The organism is Chlamydia sp. (assembly GCF_017472245.1).
Lineage (GTDB): Bacteria > Chlamydiota > Chlamydiia > Chlamydiales > Chlamydiaceae > Chlamydia.
The window spans coordinates 110814-127577 of the sequence record NZ_JAFUQR010000005.1 but is presented as its reverse complement, the minus strand read 5'-3'; the positions used below and the strand labels follow the sequence as shown (position 1 = coordinate 127577).

Genomic DNA, 16764 nt, shown 5'->3' with positions numbered 1-16764 from the left:
CATCTGACAGGCACCTTTTTTATCTTTTGTTTATTGGTAGAGACTACGAACAGCGTCGTGCTGTGTTTGTAAGATTTGTAACAGGAAGCTGTCCATGTTTCTCCAGTGATCTTTGAGTTCTTCTATGGAGCGAAGCATTTCGTCGTGCTCTAAACGGAATATTTCTTTGTAGCTCTCTGCTATAGTTCTAACTGCATTCGAACGAAGATCATAAACAGTCGAAGAGACTTTCGCTAATTCTGACAGAGAAGAGCACACTTTTCCCATGCCTTCAAAAAAAGTTTTTGATGAAGCTTGTTGCCAGCTTCCCGTTGCTTTACGAATTATATTGAGAAGACCTTCTCCTCCGACCTCTCCCATAATAGGAGAAATGGCTCCAAAAATACCTAAAGTTGCTGTAGTGATGCCTAGCCACTTTGTGATTTGAGATTGTTTTGCAAAAGAATCTGCAATATTTTTGGCCTCTCGCATAAAATGCTCTCGAGTCGAACGTCTTTCGAGAAGATCTTGTTCTCGACTGTTAAGCATAAGCTTCATAATTTCTGCGCAGATACGTAAGATATCCAAGTAATTGAGGCGTATGTGAAGTAATTGACTGAGTTGTGCCTCAGAAAGCGCAAATTTTTGAATTTCTTTGGGTAAAAATTCGGGACAAAAGGGGAGGTCTTGATGTTTTTTAGCCTTAGAAAGGGATTTTATTACAATAGAGAGCTCTTCGTTTTCTTGTTCTTGGTCCGAATGGTCCTGGTCATGATTGTGATCATGGTCGCCTTCTTGAAGCGGATCTTCTCCATCTTGAGTGTGTCCTTCTCTAATGAAAATCCCTTGATGAGTTGCGGTTTCGAATAAGGCCATAGGGCTAAGAAGGGTTCGTGAAGAAGAAGATTCTTTTCGTGGTAAAGGAGAAAGCTCAGAAGAGCTAGTCAATGGTGAAGCACTTGCTTTCTTAGAGGAAGTAGTATGGTTTCCCTTATTGAAGACAGTAATAGAAAGAGTAGAAGCAGAATCTTCTTTCTGTGAAGTTGTTGGATACGTTTGTATATGGCGAAGATTAGGTAACGTAATGTTAAGCAATGTACTTTGTAGGGAAGTCGTTTGTTGAGAAGCTATATGCACACGTCCTTGTATAGGAGAATCTGGGATGGTTTCATGAGAGAAGGTCGTTTGTGACAATGATTTCACGTTCGGAAGAGAGGACATCTCCTTGCCTTCACAAGATGTTTGTGTTTCTGGTGCTTGAGATGAGGCGAATTTTTTTATCTCCTGTTTGGCTAATTGATTACCATTCTGTAAAAAAGGGAGGGAAGGAGATGGAGATTCTGGAAGACTGGTTTCTGTTTTTGCAATTACAGATAGGCAGAGGCCAGATAGCTCTTGTAATAGAGCCTCTTGTTGAGGTTTAACCAGCTCGACACTCATTTCTGACAAAGAGGAGCTCTCTTCGCTGATGTTCTCCTGCGATGTTTCTATTGTTGCTATCAGAGATGTTTCTTGAGTTATTGTTATAGTCATAGGTGGAATAACTATCGTAAAGAATCTATAAATGTTTGGTCGATTTCTCTTTGTAATTGTAAAGTTTCTGAGAGTTGTTCAAAAGAGGTTTGCATCGAATCTAGCAGCTGTTCTGCCCGTAAAAAATATTCATCGCGTTCCCAATTTATGCATTCGATACGGGAATCAATTTTGGTACAATGAGCGCGAATTTTTTGACTGCTAGCTTGTAGAGATAAAGCAATACCTTGTGTTAATCCAAGCATCCCTGTTAATGCTGGAGAGATAGATTTTACAACACCTTCTAGCAATGGGCTTATTCCTAATTTAGCAACATAGAGTGAGGAGAGGGAGAGAATACAGCTGAAGAAAGTTAAGGCGAGTTTAATATACCCTAGATAACGCATTTTTTTATCTAGATCGTTTCCTGGGAGGTGCTTGACAATAGCTCTCCAGCCATCGAAAGCTTCAATGAGGGATATTACGATCATAATTAAGGCAGCAAATAGGGCACACCAGGAGAGAAGTCCTCCTCCCATAGCAATGATGGTTACAGCCACTCCTGTTTCTAGCCAAGGAGCGATAGTTGCAATGATGCTTGCTAGAGAGTCCCAAAATCGTGTGGTCTTGGATTTAGCAATCATTTTTTCTACTTGTTCAATCCGCTGCTGGTGTAGCATGGTGAGTTCTTTTTGAGTCGTTTCTAGATTTTCTTTATAAGCAGAATAAGCAGAAAAATCGGCAAGAATCCCTTGTTTAGTAAGGAGATAGCTTAAAGAAAAGATTCCTAAAGTAGGCGGAGATATGACTGGGACTACAGCTGTGGCTCGACGTTTTCTTTTTTCTATTTTATGTAATATTTTCTGAGGATCTTGGTCTTCTCGTGAAGAGTGCTCAGAAGAATCCTGGTATTCAGTAGAGGAAGATTCAGAAGAAGAGAAAATCGTACGCGGTGGGACAGGTTTTTGTTCTTGATATACCTCCCCCTCTTTTCTTGATTGTTGTGAAGGAATAGTTTCTTCTAAGGAGTGTGTTCCTGCCTGGAACGGTATTTTTTCTATGATAGATGAAGGGTTTTCATCAGAAGAAAGAAATTGTGGAAGGGGTTCATTAAATAGGGGTTCTTGCTGTGAAGCTTCTGAAGAAGGAAAGCTTGTAGGAGAAGGAGAGGGATTCTTTTGAGCTTGAGATTTTTGTGACGAGAATGAGTGTGTTGCAAAGTGGTGAAGAGATGCTGGGGTATGCCCTTGAGAAAAAAGATTCCAAGGAGAGGACGTCGTTGTGCGTATAGTTGAGGAAAGTTGAGAAGAAGGTGAGCTTCCAAACAGGAATACGCGATCTTCAGGTTTAGTGGATTGTAATTTAGACGAAAAAGGAGAAGGGTTTTTAGCTTTAAAGGAGAAATTAGCGAAGATTTTTTGTGCATAAGAAGGGATAGTTTCCTTGGATAAGGAACAGGAATAGGGAAACTTTTCTGCTTCGGAAACTAGAGGAGCATCTAGCAGATCTGATGTTTGAGAGAGAGAAACATCTATTACTTGGGCAAACCAGGATGACATAGTAATGTAGAACCTTTAAGAGCTGGATTTTAAGCAGAGGATTTGATCGCTAAAATTTCTTCTTTTAAAGCCCTGTAGGCAGGGCTGATTTTTGCTTTTTGCCAGGCAAGATCCAAAGCTTTTTCAGCCTCTTCAGGACGATTAAGAATTGTATAGCAGATATAGGCATAGTAGTGAGGATAGGGGTCTTTCTCTCTCAGTAAAGCTGCTACGCCATAAGCATGCAGTGCTTCTTGATACTTTTGGCGCATATGTAAGGAGGCTCCTAACGAGAACCAAAATTTAGAAACAAAAGGATTAAAGAAAATTAGCCAATAGAATGCTGTAGAGCTTTCTTCATAGTCTCCTTTTAGATATGCGCTATATCCCTCCTTATAAACTTGTTCAAGATCTTCCGCAGACAACTTAAAGATTTTTTGGTAGGTATCCAGAGGAATATCTTTATTAGGTATATAGTTTGCAAAGTACGCCTCCATATCCTCTGGAAGGGGATACATATCAGGATAAGAGTGAGAAATTTTATCAAGTAGATAGGCTAAATAACGCATTAGGGACGCATGTTGTAGATAAAGGTATCCATGAGTTCTTTGAGAAGTTTCAAAACGTTAGATCGTGCTTGGTGGCATTGGGAAACTTCTTGGAGATGACGTTGCATATCTGTGCGCTCTAACTGGGTGATTTTTTCCATATTTTCCTTGCGCATTTGAATATTTTCTTTCAGAAGTTTTTTTTCATCTTCAGACCAGGTATAAGAGTCTCCAATCGCAACGCCTAATTTTTTTGCTTGATCAACGAGAGCCTGCATTTCTGCATTCTGACTCCAGTTAATAGCTCCTTTCTCATTGTTGATGTTTGATAATAGCAGTGTAAGTGCGTCAACATTATCTGTGCGTTCTTTGACACGCAGATATAGCTCATGTGCTTCCGCTTCTGCTTGGCCCAAAATTCTAGCCATTAGGCGCATGAAGCGTAAAAACACGTTCTCAACTTCAGGTTTCTTTGAAGTTTCTTCCACAGAATTTTGGGAAGAAAATAATGACATAGGAGAAGGAGGCCTTTTTTGAAAGGTACTTTGGCAAGGTTCTTGGTCGAAGGCCAAGGAAGGATGAGAACCCAAATTGTAGGCAAGGTGAGACACAGAAAAGATTTCGTCATTCTCATGCCCCAAGGATCCTTCTTTTATCTGTTTTTTCTTAGGTAATACCTTTGCATCAGCTTCATGTTCCTTCTTTTCCTGATGAGAGTCTTCATTGCTGTGCTCTTGATGAGAGTTTTTCTCCTGTTGTCCCTCTTGTTTTTCTTTTTGTGTTGAACAAGATCTGGCCATTTGCAAAGGGAGTTCCCATTCTTTCTGAGAAGGGGAGAGTAGCGTTCCTGTTGAAAGGTTCGTCTGATGAGAGCGGGAAGTCCCAGTAAAGGAATGCTCAGAAGAAGCTGGGTTAGCTCGGCGGTGAGGCACAACAGACGAGGGAATTCTGCTAACGTTGCGTTCCGGAGTTGGAAACCGAGTAGGCTGATCCTGCAAAGTGAATGGTCGAGCTAGCTGTTGAGAAGCAGCAGGCTGTTGAGAAGCCTGAGAAGAATCCGATTGTGACGATTCTTTCGCTTGCAGTGAAAATATAGAAACTTTAGCTGCTGGTTTGGCACGGGCTAGGGAGTCGCTTCCTTTTTGTGAAGAGGTAGTGGAAGAAGGAGCTTCTTCCAAAGCTTGCAGCAGATCCGAAATTTGAATTTCTAGTTCAACCGTCTCAGGAGTAAGGAAAACCAGGTTATGTTGGAAAATTGGAGCCGGAAGCTCTTCCTGAGCTGTACAAATATTAGCAATTCCTAACGCAGAGATCAGGGCCTCGTTATTCCCTTCTTCAATAGACTGAGATAGAGTAACCTCTCCTGTGCTAGTTTTCATTACCCCCTTCTCTTGAGTAGAAGATTGGGACAAGTTCCCTAAATCGCCCTTAAGAGAAACATTTGTTGATACAGTGGAAAGGGGGGTGGGGGTATCCATAGTTACAGAAGTAAATGTATTACAAGCCTTTTAGGAAAGGAGGGACCTTAACTAAAAAGTATTTTTCATGCAAGTTTGATTATAGAGATTTTTTGGAATTGTTACTGTCTTAGATTTAATGTATTAATTAGTATTTTAAATAGTTGATCGTGGAGAGAAGAAGAATGTTAGGAAGAAAAAGTTGGGTTGTTGATACAATGGAGAGATAGAATTGTATTTTTTTTTATCTGATCAAAAATAGGAGCATGCAAAGAGATATTTTTTGCATATATAGAAGAAAGCCCTCGAAGGGGGGAATTAACCTATTGATAAAATAAGCCATTGGCGATACCATAGCACCCTCTATCGGTCGTCTGTGCCCAGGTGGTGAAATTGGTAGACACGCTGGATTTAGGATCCAGTGCTTCGCGGCATGTAGGTTCAAGTCCTATCCTGGGCATTTCTCTCTGCAATCTTCTTATGTTCAGATAATAGTTGGTTAGAAACTGTGTTTGGAGTCTTTTGCGACATCAGAGAAAAGTGGGGGAGAGTTGATGAAACGATTGTCGATCCTGTCGGGAATGCTTTTGTTTAGTTCTACTCTTTTTGGGGCTGATGCAGTGTATTCTGAGAATACTTTGACTGCAGGAGTGGAGTTCGAAGAACAAGAAGGGGAGAGAGTTCCTTATAGTTTCTACTATCCTTATCAGTACGAATATTACTATCCAGAAACTGGCGTTGATGAGGAAACAGTAGAAAATTCTGTTGAAGAAAACGCGGAATGTTCTTGTAAGAAAAAAGTTCCTGAGAAAAAGAAAAGAAGATCTCGTCGAAGAACCTAGAGATCCCTAGGGTGATAGGCGTGAAATTTCTCAATGACGCTCTCCGATGCCACATGTGTGTAAATTTCTGTAGAAGAAATGCGAGAATGGCCAAGCATTTCTTGGATAATGCGAAGATCTGCTTGGTTGTTGAGTAGATGGGTAGCGAACGCATGTCGTAAAGAATGTGGGGAAATGTGTTTTGTAGTAACAAATTTTGCGTAAAAGGTAACACGTTTCCAGATACAGGAACGTTCTAATTTTTTCCCTCTGATAGATAAAAATAAGTGGTCTTCAGAGGGATTCTTTTTTTGTAATTGCTCTCTAAATGAAGAGAGATAGATATCAATAACATATCTAGCTTTGGCGCTGATGGGGATGAGGCGAGTCTTTCTTCCCTTTCCAGTCACGCGGATAAAATCATCACTGATATCTCCAATACAAAGATCGCAAAGCTCTGATACACGAATCCCTGTCGCGTAGAATGTGTAAAGGATGGCAGCATCCCTGCTTGCTATGTAGCCATTTAAATGGGGGATGTTGAGAGGCTGATTTAACAGAGAGTTGACCTCTTCTGTTGAAAGGATAGAAGGAAGTCGTTTCCAGATTTTCGGATGCTCTATGAAGAGTGGCTGATGGATCAGGTTGGCATCTTTTAGGAAATGAAAGAAAACTTTTAAGGCAATCAATCGACGAGCTAGAGTAGTCTCAGACTCTTTTGCTTCATGACATTTTTCTACAAAAATAAACACACTTTCTTGATTGATCATCCCCATATCTTTGATAGGTACGCGTTGCAAGAAAAGAGAGATATCTTGGCAATAGGCTTGAACGGATAAAGAGGAAAGTCCTCTATCGACAGAAAGAAAAATCGTGAACTGCTCTAATAGCTGTTTATGAAAAGAAGAAAGTGCGGACATATTTTTGATTAAAGGGAAAATAGTTGTGTCCTTTTTATAAAGATAAACATTTTTAGAATAGAAGAAATCGTTTTTGTGCTGTTTAGATAAGATTTCTTTTAATTCTGAGCTTAGAGGGGCGCTGTATTGATAATAACGTTTCCAAAAGGTACCATGGAAGAGCTCTCCATCCTATTGAAAAGAAGATAACTACATACAAGGTGTTGGGGAAGTTATACGACGACGCTGGGAGTTTTATGATTAAGATAGCACAAAGTTTTAAACCCTATATAACGGAGCCTGGAGCTAAGATCCCTATTCCTGGTTCAACTTTGTATGCTCAGGTGTTCCCCTCTCTCTGGCGAATATTCTCTTCTTCACACGAACTGATGGATGAAGGGCGAGTTTCTGTTAACGGTCCCTTAAAACGTTTTGTCGTATTCCAAAATTTAAATCGGGGAGGGGTTGCTGTAATGACAGAGCAATATAAGTATTACCTGTCTCCAAAAGGATTTTGTACGCATTCTATGGCGTATCTTCCTCCCGCTTCCTTTTATCCTACAGAGTATGTTTCGTTCGGCGTACATAAACATGCAGATTTGGAAAAAATTCGGAGACGGAAGAATCTCAAAGAGATTCTTCCCTTCCTATTTCGTCATGGGGTATTACTGCAAAATCAGTCTTTACAAACTTTAGAAAAGACAGAGGTTGTTTCACTTTTAGAAACATTAGATGAATGGATAGCAAAATCCAAGAAAGAAAGCATGACTTCCTTATTGGAAAAATTTGTCTACGCAGGGTTATCGAAAACATTACTTCCTCGTTTGTATGATGAGGAATATCAGGGAATAATATCAGAAGGTCCTAGAAAAGAGATGAGAGAAGTTCCTTTTGCGTTATTGAGAGCTGCCGCTCTGAGTATGCAAAAGATGTTCATTCAAGAGCGGAGTGGGGTCATTACCCTATTACCTGTGCTTCCTCCTGAATTCCCCTGTGGTCGGTGGGTAAATTTCTCTCTTGACATTGGGAAAATTTCTTTCGAATGGACCAAAAAAACCATTCGAAGGGTAATTTTACAAGCTCATTCTTCTGGAGAAATTGCATTAACCAGTCCAGGAGTTCGTTCATATCGTTCCCGAATGGAAGAAGAAGGCAAGATTCTCTCTTGTAAAATAAAAAAATTTTTAGAAAAAGTAGAGATAAAAGCGGGAAATACGTATTTATGGGACCGTTTTTGTAAATAAACACAGAAAATGTTGTGGATCCTTTTTTCTTAAATACCCAGCACGTGGAGCTCCTCGTTTCAGGGAAGCAGAGTTGCCCACAAGATCTTTTAGGAATTGTTTCAGAGAGTGTGAATCAGGATCGGATTGTTCTTTTTCGTCCTGGAGCAAAGACTGTTTTTGTTGAAATACAAGGGAAGATCCATCAGGCAGAGCCTCACCATTCGGGGATTTTTTCTCTTCCTGTAATGAAAGGGATTTCTCCTCAAGATTATCGCGTTTATCGTCAAAATGGTCTGTTAGCGCATGATCCTTATGCTTTCCCTCTGCTTTGGGGAGAAATGGATTCTTTTCTTTTTCATGAAGGGGTTCATCAGAATATCTACGAGCGTATGGGAGCTATTCCTTGTGAAATTGGCGGGGTTCCTGGAGTGAGGTTTGTAGTTTGGGCTCCTCATGCTCAGCGAGTTTCTGTTATTGGGGATTTTAATGGTTGGCATGGGCTTGTTAACCCTCTTCATAAAGTTTCAGATCAAGGAGTTTGGGAATTATTTGTCCCTGGTCTGACAGCTGGTGCTTGTTACAAATGGGAAATGGTTACAGAATCTGGGCAGGTTCTTATTAAATCAGATCCTTATGGTAATTTTTTCGGTCCTCCTCCAAAAAGCGTTTCTGTTGTTATAGATGATCTTTATGAATGGCGTGATCAAGAATGGTTAGAAGGGCGTGTTGAAAGGAACGAAGGACCCATGAATATTTATGAGGTACATGCGGGGTCCTGGAAATGGCAAGAAGGCAAGCTTTTGAATTATAGAGAGCTTGCGGACCAGTTAGTTCTTTATTGTAAGCAGATGCATTATACGCATATAGAGTTACTGCCTGTAACAGAACACCCTTTAAATGAGTCTTGGGGCTATCAAACAACAGGGTATTATGCTCCCACAAACCGTTACGGCTCTTTTGAAGATTTACAATATTTTATAGATACTCTGCATCAGAATGGTATTGGGGTAATTTTAGATTGGGTACCTGGGCATTTTCCTATCGATTCTTTTGCTATGAGTGATTTTGATGGTACTCCGCTATATGAGTATACTAGAAATCCTAGTCCATTGCATCCTCACTGGCACACATATACCTTTGATTATGCTAAACCGGAGGTTTGTAATTTTTTATTGGGGAGTGCTCTTTTCTGGATAGAGAAAATGCATATAGATGGAATTCGTGTTGATGCTGTTTCATCTATGTTGTACTTGGATTATGGAAGGTCTATTGGAGAGTGGGTTCCCAATCGCTATGGTGGTAGAGAAAACCTAGATGCTATTCGGTTTCTTCAACAGTTGAATACAGTAATTCATGAAAGGTACCCAGGCGTGTTGACTTTTGCTGAAGAGTCTACAACTTTCCCTAAGGTTACAGGATCCGTGGAAGACGGGGGATTAGGATTTGATTACAAATGGAATATGGGGTGGATGCATGATACTTTGCATTATTTTGAAAAAGATTTTCCATACCGCCCATATCATCAAAACGATTTAGTTTTCCCTCAATGGTACGCTTTTAGTGAAAGATTTTTACTATCGTTTTCACATGACGAGGTAGTTCATGGGAAACGGAGTTTGATTGGAAAAATGCCGGGGGATGCTTGGAGGCAGTTTGCTCAGTTGCGTGCACTGTTAGGCTATCAGATCTGTCAACCAGGGAAGAAGCTACTCTTCATGGGGGGAGAGTTCGGTCAAGGACGGGAGTGGGCCATGAATCGTGAATTGGATTGGGAGTTATTGGATATCCCTTATCACCAAGGAGTGCAGACATGCTCTCAAGAGCTTAATGCTCTATATGTAAATACTCCACAATTGTGGAAAGGAGACCATTTACCACAGACTTTTCGTTGGGTAGATTTCAGCGATGTACGTAACGGCGTGGTTGCCTATTTACGTTTTGCCAGTGACGATACGAAGAATGCACTCCTTTGTGTGCATCATTTCGGGGTAGGCTATTTCCCACATTATCTGTTACCAGTACCTGCTTTAGAATCGTGCGATCTGCTTATGAATACAGATGATCTAAGATTTGAAGGATCTGGAAAAGGATTTCGGGAACCCAAGATTCTCACTCCGGACGAGCTAAAAGAAAAGAAAGCTTCTGCGGGACAAGTCGATTCTTGTAATCATGAAAGCAGCGCTGCTTGGGGCTTAGATATTGAGATGCCTCCGTCAGCAACGCTGATTTTTTCTGTGATGCTGCAGTAATGGATTAGGATGGCCAGCTTAAAGACGAGAACTGAGCCATGTGATGCTGTGATTGTTGAATGAAGTCAGCGAGGTCTGCCCTTCTTTGGAGCAGGTTTTGAGAAACCTTATCCTCTAGAGAGAATTCAGGGTTCTCCATATACCATTGTAAGAACTGACAGCACCAGGCTCCACAACTGAATTCTCCAAGGTTTTGGACTTTCATTGTGGATCCGATACAGACTTCGAAAGGAGAGTTTTCTGCGTTGGTATTCCCTCCTTCTGGGTAAATAGACCCAAGAGTTCCTGCAAGTTCCTGTAATTGTTGTTGGATTTGCTCAGGACCAGCTACATATTTATACAAGCTATCGAAGAATGTAAGTTTTCGATAGCGCAAGTCTACAATAATCAATACCCAGTGACTATTTCCAACTTGTCCGGACTGGATTACTTTATCCATTTTCTGCAGCATCTCTTCTTGCGTGTTTGCAGAAGGATCATGCCATAAGATGAAAGGGAAGACGGAGGTGTCTGTTAAGAGACGTTGGTAGTTTTCTGGCGTACAGGTAGGAGGACAGGTAAAATCAGTAACTCCGAGTACGATCATTTGTCTGTTAATCAAGAAGTTAGTGATAACTTCTTGGAAATTGAATTTGGTAATAGGAGTACAAATATCCAGAGGCAGGATGTTTCTATTTGTTGTGTGGATATAACACGAGAATTGGAATAGATGCTCATTGTCCCAAGTAGAAAGCGAATCTGTTGTGAGATTTTCTAACTGTAGGATTATATGCCCTGGTGTTTTGAGATTTATATCTAAGAGATCACGGAATCGGTAGGAACAAAGGATGAATCCGCATGTGAAGATAACGAGGAGGATGGCTAAGATGAGTTTAGTAATTTTACTGCATAAAGAAGCGTTTTTAAAGGATGTATCAGCGGTAATTTTTGGATATGTAGTTTGTGAAGATGTGGTGGAAGGAACAGAAATTTGTTGGGGTGCAGTATAGCTTATTTTCATAAAAACAACTTTTTATTAAAAATCATCTGCTATTATATATTAAAGGTTGGTTTCTATAATTAAAAACTATTGCGATAGTTGATTTAATTAATTTTTTAAATATTAACAGGAGAAGCAGCTTCTCCCGTTAAAACTTATCTATAATAAGAAAGGACTATGGCTAGAACTATTCGTCGATAGAAGGCCAGGAAAGATCTGAGAACGGGCTCATAGCCTTCTTACAAAACTGCACAAAAGAAGCTAAGTTTTCGTAACTTTCTTCGACGTTTTTAGAAATAAGATCCGAAGGATTGACAAAAGGATCTTCCAAGTACCATTGCAAGAACTGACAACACCAAGGGCCGCAACTCGACCCTGAATGTCTTTGGATAACTTCATTAGCAGCTATGCGTGCAAAGAACTCGGCACCGTCTGAGGCAGGGTAGATAATATCCAATTCTTTAGCCAAAGGTGTGAGTATCTCTAGCATCTCATCTGGAGAAGCTATGTAGCTGTACAAGCTGTCAAAGTAAGTAATAAAACGTGTCGCTGTATCTACAATGACTATCACCCAGTGGCTAGATCCTATGACTCCCTGAATGCCGAGTTCTTGCATCATTGACATCGTTTGCTGATGTGTTTTAGGAACAGGATGGTACCATATAAATATAGGGAATACTGTCGCATTTTTTAAGTGACGGCGATAATTTTCTTCTGAACAGAAAAAAGGAAGGCCTCCCTCGATAGCTTCCCCCTCTAAGGCAGCCTTTTTATCTTTGAGTAAAGAAATAATTTTCTTTTTGAAATTGAAAATTGTTGCTGGGGGGAAGAGATCGATGGGGATGAGTCGATCATACCGAGTATGGAAATAGCAGAGACACTGGGATATGGTCTCGTTATCCCAGTCTTTTACCATATTTTCGATGCGGCTTTGTAACATTGTCGGCGGAATCTTATGATAGATAAGATCGTCCAAGAAGTGGTGTTCGAAAATGCTCGGGATAGTTGGCTTTTCGACTTTAGGTAAGATTTGAGGTGTTGGAACAAAAAAATCTCGTAAAGGCTCTTTATCGAGGGAAGGCAACGAGGGCAAAAGAGAAGGTTTTTTTTTAGGAAAGATTTCCTTCTCGAGGTCACTGGGGATGGGGGGGGGGGTATACGGCAAAATTGGAGAAGGTGGAGGTGATGAGGGAAGCGGGAGGGGAATTTCCTCCTTGGAGGGACAGCATTTTTGGCAGATCCAAGAGAAAGAAGTAAGCTCTGAAAAAGAATAGAAAAGAAGGATCAGTCCTAAAGTAGCGATCACAAGGAAAATTGCTAAGACGATGCGCACAATCTTTTCCAAAGAGAGACACGGAGACCCTCTTTTAACAAAAGCCTGTTTTGAGGGAGTTTGGGGTGTTGTGGGAACGTAATGAACAGGGAATAACATGATGCGGCCGTTTTAAGAGAGAAAAATTTTAGGCAGCAAGGTTTTTTTTGAAAAGGTGTTTCACCGGGATTCTCTATAAAAATCAGGTCTTGGGCCATGAAAGATTGGCATAGGGTTTCGTAGATTCTTTGAAAGAAGTATAGAGCGAGTGTAGCAGCAGAGTTTTATATTCTGGGGAATTTGGAATTCTAGTTAAGATTTCTCTGCTTATATTCTCCATGTACCATTTCATGTATTGACAGCACCATAATCCGCAACATAGACCCATTTCGGATTGTAAAAGTTCTTCTGAAACAGCAATGTGTACATCAAAAGAAGTTTTATTATCTTTATGGAAGCCTAGTTCGTTAATACGATCAGCAAGCTCTTCCATCTGCTGTTTCATGTCCTCGACGGGGGCGATGTAGTTCTTTTGACTATCGAAATAGGTGATGCATTGAGCACTCAAATCTACAATGATTAGAGTCCAATGGCTATTTTCAGAAATTCCTAAAGAAGAGAGCTGCTGCATTTTGTTAAGAGTTTGCTGATAGTTTCTGCACTCCGGATCATACCATAACACAAATGGTAATACTCGAGCCTGCTTCAGAAGTTGGAAATAGTTTGCCGGAGGACAAGTGATGGGATGATAATCTTTCAAGGGATCCATTAGAGATGTATCAGCTTTCTGCTTGCTTTTAAGGACGGAACACACTTCTTCTTGATAGTTGAAAATGGTCAGGGGAACAAGACAATCACAAGGTAAAAGCTGTGGATATTGATCGTGTAAGGCACACATGAACTGAAAGATTTGCGAATTGTCCAGTATATTTAGTTCAGGAAGCTGATGAGATTGCAAGTATGTGTCGACGACTTCTTTAGACAGCTGTTCTATGACTGATCCGCTTTTAGGAACAGGTTTTGGGATCGGTAATGCCTTGGATTGTTTAGTAGGCACACTTATACAGAAGCGATAGTTCAATAAATCAGAGAAGCTATAAGCAAGTAGGATCATCCCTAAAGAGATTAGAACGAGAAGCAAAGCCACTACAATTCTGGTAATTTTCCCCAAAAGCCCGCTTTGAGAAAAAGGAGAAGAGGGGGACGTAACGGGCGGGATAGACGGGGAAGAATTTTGGATTCTCATAACAAAATAAAAAATGAAATAAAACTAGGAAGAATATTCTAACAGTTTTTCGTTTTTATATCTCAATTTTTAATTTGCTTAACGATTTTTTTAAAAAATTAATGAAAGCTCTCCGTTTAAGTAGTTACAAAAAGTAGAGGAGGAATAGAATCCATGGTACTGGAGATTCAACACGGCAAAACGTAAAAGCTGGGTTTTTTGTGAGATCTTGTAAGACACTGCGTGACGGGATGCCGGACTTCCGTGTCCAGACCATATTCCTTTACTAGCGAGTAATTGAGTGAAAATACCAGGTTCTTGTCTATATAGAACAGATTGGTAAGCGAGTTCTATATTCCACGCTGAAGGTCTTCGGCGGGCATTGACAAAACTTCCTTTTACTCCAATAGGAGTGACCACATTGATCAATGGTGTTTGGGTTGAAAAATTCCGTGGATACGCACCTTTTTCGGTGAAGCTAGAGAGAGTAGAGTACACTCCAAAAGCTCCCAGAAAAGGAGCCGTAAGTATATGTGTAGATCCAAAAGGTTTTAAAGGAAAGTCCAATACAGCAGCTCCCCCAAATGTTTGGCTACAGAATTGGCCTTCGGAGGATCGGTTTTCTCCTTGAGTATAAAAATGATGACAATGATGACTTCCGTAACTGTAAAGCCCAATCAGTCTAGTTAGAAGGAATCCTTCTTGCAAAGAGAAAAGCATTTCTCCTTGACAGGAGTAATTTTTAGAAGAGACAAAGTTTTCTGCATAGCGCTCACGAAGTTTGGTGAAGGCTTGATTGAAACGTAAGGAAAATATGTGTGTGTGTCCTGCAGTGATCCCTGCTGAATACCCAGAAGAATGCATATGGAATCCAGGGTGTTCCTTTCTAGGTTCTTGGTACACCAGCATTCCCAATCCTCCTCCAGTAATTCCCCAGAACGAGTGTTCAGAAATCCTATCTAACAAACTATTTTTTAAGCTCTCTGTTGCCATCAACATATTTCCCCAAAGAGTATTAGCTATTAGGGGACTCTTATGTTTAGGGCTGGGAATGTATCCAGCTGGAAGCCAGCTGAGGAGTAACGTTCTATGGAATTGATTTGCTTTTTGGGGATCTGTAATTGTAGCGGGGGGAGTAGTGGCAGGATCCTCTGTTTTTGCCCAGCCCCAAGTCCAGAGTCCTTGCCATCCATAATGGGGAGCATTGATACCAGAAAAGTCCATGCTCTCAGATTTTAATTGGTTATCACTAGCCTCAGAGATCGTAAGCACGGGATAAGCAGATAAGGCATGGGTTAGGTCTGTAGACTCATAAGGAGGGTTCCCATTCTCATCAACAAGAGAAAGTTTTGCATTATCTAATGAAAAGGTAGCTGCAGTATCTGCCGTATATGTTGTGCTATTATTTGTAGTAGTGCTTGTAGGTTCTACCCATAACAAGGGAGCCTCTGCACCATTTTTCAGAATAGAAGGAAGATGAAGCCCTATACTGTTGAGAGTTACAGAAGCATCTGTATTATTTCCATTTTTGTAACAGCTAAAGATGGCACCATTGCCTAAGGCAATGACGCCTCCTACTTGCGCAAATTGATTCACCGATAACTGAGCGCGGTCTTCGATATACAAGAAACCATTGCTAAGAGTAAGCGTAGCGGGGGTTTTGGTCTGTAAATTTATTGGGGAGATATCCGCAGAATTGACTGTTGCTCCAGAGAAGACGACACAGCCGACATGGGAAGTATCCTTATTAAAATCTATAGAGACCCCAGCATTAGGGACTTGAATAGGATCATAGAAGATGAGATTTTGACCTTGTCCTGCTCCGAATTCTATACCTCCAGAGTTACTTTCGATCATGATGGCATTTCTTCGAGGAGGGTTCGCAGTGGTACTCGTTCCATCTGCATTTGTGACATTTGTCACCATATTATTATTAAATATGATTGGGTGTTTATCGGCAGAAATTTTGGAGGAGGAGCCTGCTGTTCCATTTATGTAAATCGCGCCTCCTTTATTGTTAGCGATATTGTGCAGGAAATAGGTAGGGCCATTATTCTCAAGATAAATAAGAGGGGCATAAATGGCTCCTCCATAATTCTTTGTGATATTCTCACAGAAAAAAATTTTCCCGCCATTACCTGTAATATCCAAGCGGTTAGTGACTTTAATAGCACCCCCATCGGAGTCTTCAGTGCTGGCTGTTTCAACGTTTTTAAAACAGCGATTATTATAAAAAATAGTATTCCCTATATTTCCTATTAAAGAGCAGCTGGGAGAGAAGATGGCTCCTCCTGCACAGCAGGAATTGCTGATAAATAGGAGATCATTTTTATTATTCTCGAAGGAGTTACTTCCTGCGGCATATATAGCCCCGCCCTTTCCTGCTGCCGTAGTTTGGAGGCAGATGTTGTCCATAAACAGGACACAGGATTGATTGTTTTTGACGACAAAGGCATCAGCTGCACTGATAGCCCCTCCTTGACCATAGGAAAAATTTTTAATAAACCCAACAACATTCTGGTTGTTATTGATGTAGATATCTTGAGCATGAATAGCGCCACCTTCTTTTACTTGGGGAGGGACGGTGGTGCTACCCCAGGAAAAAGATCTAAAACAGGCATTATTTTCAAAGATGACAGGACCTTGTGTATCACGGATTTCTACAGTAGGGGTATTGGGATTTGCGTAACCAATTGCTCCACCACTTTCTAGAGTGCTGTTTTTCACAAAAGAAATTCCTTCCTGTTGTGTATCTTCCAGACTAAGGATATCAGATATGGTAATAACTGCTCCTTGATTAGCAGTTTTTTGTAAAAAAGCAAATATGCATTTCAGATTGTCTAGATAGCAGCTAGTGAGATTGTGTGTATCTCCGATTAAACTGACTTTAGCTGTCAGAGATTCTTCTGTTAGGTCAGGAACTGGAGTAGGGATTAAAAAAATAGGAGAGGGAACTTCTCTAGCGAATCCTAAAAAGGAGCTTCCAAAAATTAAAAAGAAACAAACTTTTTTCATACGA

At 40.6% G+C, this 16764-nt stretch carries 11 protein-coding genes, 1 tRNA gene and 1 pseudogene; 4 read left to right on the top strand and 9 right to left on the bottom strand.

What is annotated here, in order from left to right:
- Positions 1 to 30: 30 nt before the first annotated feature.
- The 4 genes and pseudogenes from IJ490_RS01605 to IJ490_RS01590 all read right to left on the bottom strand — a co-directional run bounded on the left by IJ490_RS01605 (position 31) and on the right by IJ490_RS01590 (position 4956).
- Positions 31 to 1512, bottom strand: a complete 1482-nt coding sequence (locus tag IJ490_RS01605; RefSeq protein WP_291892287.1) for a hypothetical protein — start codon at positions 1510 to 1512, stop codon at positions 31 to 33.
- Between the two features lie 11 nt (positions 1513 to 1523).
- On the bottom strand, positions 1524 to 3050 hold the full coding sequence (locus tag IJ490_RS01600) for an ATP synthase subunit I (RefSeq protein WP_291892284.1): 1527 nt from the start codon (positions 3048 to 3050) through the stop codon (positions 1524 to 1526).
- 29 nt (positions 3051 to 3079) lie between these two features.
- A pseudogene (locus tag IJ490_RS01595) lies at positions 3080 to 3676 on the bottom strand (SycD/LcrH family type III secretion system chaperone).
- Positions 3598 to 4956 carry a hypothetical protein gene (locus IJ490_RS01590; RefSeq protein WP_291893110.1) on the bottom strand — a complete coding sequence of 453 codons (1359 nt, stop codon included), beginning with the start codon at positions 4954 to 4956 and terminating at the stop codon, positions 3598 to 3600. The pseudogene IJ490_RS01595 and the gene IJ490_RS01590 overlap by 79 nt, the downstream one beginning before the upstream one ends.
- A gap of 456 nt (positions 4957 to 5412) precedes the next feature.
- Between IJ490_RS01590 and IJ490_RS01585 the strand changes: the two genes are divergently transcribed.
- Together IJ490_RS01585 and IJ490_RS01580 are read left to right on the top strand one after the other, a co-directional pair.
- A tRNA-Leu gene (locus IJ490_RS01585) sits at positions 5413 to 5494 on the top strand.
- A gap of 94 nt (positions 5495 to 5588) precedes the next feature.
- Positions 5589 to 5876 carry a hypothetical protein gene (locus tag IJ490_RS01580; RefSeq protein WP_291892281.1) on the top strand — a complete coding sequence of 96 codons (288 nt, stop codon included), beginning with the start codon at positions 5589 to 5591 and terminating at the stop codon, positions 5874 to 5876.
- Here the strand turns inward: IJ490_RS01580 and IJ490_RS01575 are convergent.
- Complete coding sequence (locus tag IJ490_RS01575) at positions 5873 to 6775, bottom strand: site-specific tyrosine recombinase XerD (RefSeq protein ID WP_291892278.1); 903 nt, start codon at positions 6773 to 6775, stop codon at positions 5873 to 5875. The two genes, IJ490_RS01580 and IJ490_RS01575, sit on opposite strands and share 4 nt — an antisense overlap.
- 236 nt (positions 6776 to 7011) lie before the next feature.
- Between IJ490_RS01575 and IJ490_RS01570 the strand changes: the two genes are divergently transcribed.
- The gene (locus IJ490_RS01570) at positions 7012 to 7998 is read left to right on the top strand and encodes a hypothetical protein (RefSeq protein ID WP_291892275.1); all 987 of its coding nucleotides are present in this window, start codon (positions 7012 to 7014) and stop codon (positions 7996 to 7998) included.
- 14 nt (positions 7999 to 8012) lie between these two features.
- Positions 8013 to 10229, top strand: coding sequence for a 1,4-alpha-glucan branching protein GlgB (glgB, locus tag IJ490_RS01565; RefSeq protein ID WP_291892272.1), 2217 nt, complete (start codon positions 8013 to 8015; stop codon positions 10227 to 10229).
- Positions 10230 to 10233: 4 nt separating this feature from the next.
- On the opposite strand, the gene IJ490_RS01560 is transcribed toward glgB, so the two are convergent.
- The 4 genes from IJ490_RS01560 to IJ490_RS01545 all read right to left on the bottom strand — a co-directional run bounded on the left by IJ490_RS01560 (position 10234) and on the right by IJ490_RS01545 (position 16760).
- Positions 10234 to 11229 (bottom strand): Ulp1 family isopeptidase, encoded by a 996-nt coding sequence (locus tag IJ490_RS01560; protein WP_291892267.1) that lies wholly within the window; start codon positions 11227 to 11229, stop codon positions 10234 to 10236.
- 166 nt (positions 11230 to 11395) lie between these two features.
- Complete coding sequence (locus IJ490_RS01555) at positions 11396 to 12640, bottom strand: Ulp1 family isopeptidase (RefSeq protein ID WP_291892264.1); 1245 nt, start codon at positions 12638 to 12640, stop codon at positions 11396 to 11398.
- Between the two features lie 82 nt (positions 12641 to 12722).
- Entirely contained in the window at positions 12723 to 13667 is a 945-nt protein-coding gene (locus IJ490_RS01550) for a Ulp1 family isopeptidase (protein WP_291892261.1), read from the bottom strand.
- Positions 13668 to 13856: 189 nt separating this feature from the next.
- A complete protein-coding gene (locus IJ490_RS01545; protein WP_291892258.1) occupies positions 13857 to 16760 on the bottom strand; it encodes a polymorphic outer membrane protein middle domain-containing protein in 2904 nt (967 codons plus the stop codon).
- Positions 16761 to 16764 lie beyond the last annotated feature (4 nt).

Bases quoted from the DNA above. Each gene is read 5' to 3' on its own strand.
- IJ490_RS01555 (WP_291892264.1), bottom strand. From the start codon at position 12,640: ATGTTATTCCCTGTTCATTACGTTCCCACAACACCCCAAACTCCCTCA.
- IJ490_RS01575 (WP_291892278.1), bottom strand. From the start codon at position 6,775: ATGTCCGCACTTTCTTCTTTTCATAAACAGCTATTAGAGCAGTTCACG.
- IJ490_RS01570 (WP_291892275.1), top strand. From the start codon at position 7,012: ATGATTAAGATAGCACAAAGTTTTAAACCCTATATAACGGAGCCTGGA.
- IJ490_RS01560 (WP_291892267.1), bottom strand. From the start codon at position 11,229: ATGAAAATAAGCTATACTGCACCCCAACAAATTTCTGTTCCTTCCACC.
- IJ490_RS01605 (WP_291892287.1), bottom strand. From the start codon at position 1,512: ATGACTATAACAATAACTCAAGAAACATCTCTGATAGCAACAATAGAA.
- IJ490_RS01580 (WP_291892281.1), top strand. From the start codon at position 5,589: ATGAAACGATTGTCGATCCTGTCGGGAATGCTTTTGTTTAGTTCTACT.
- IJ490_RS01590 (WP_291893110.1), bottom strand. From the start codon at position 4,956: ATGAAAACTAGCACAGGAGAGGTTACTCTATCTCAGTCTATTGAAGAA.
- IJ490_RS01545 (WP_291892258.1), bottom strand. From the start codon at position 16,760: ATGAAAAAAGTTTGTTTCTTTTTAATTTTTGGAAGCTCCTTTTTAGGA.
- IJ490_RS01600 (WP_291892284.1), bottom strand. From the start codon at position 3,050: ATGTCATCCTGGTTTGCCCAAGTAATAGATGTTTCTCTCTCTCAAACA.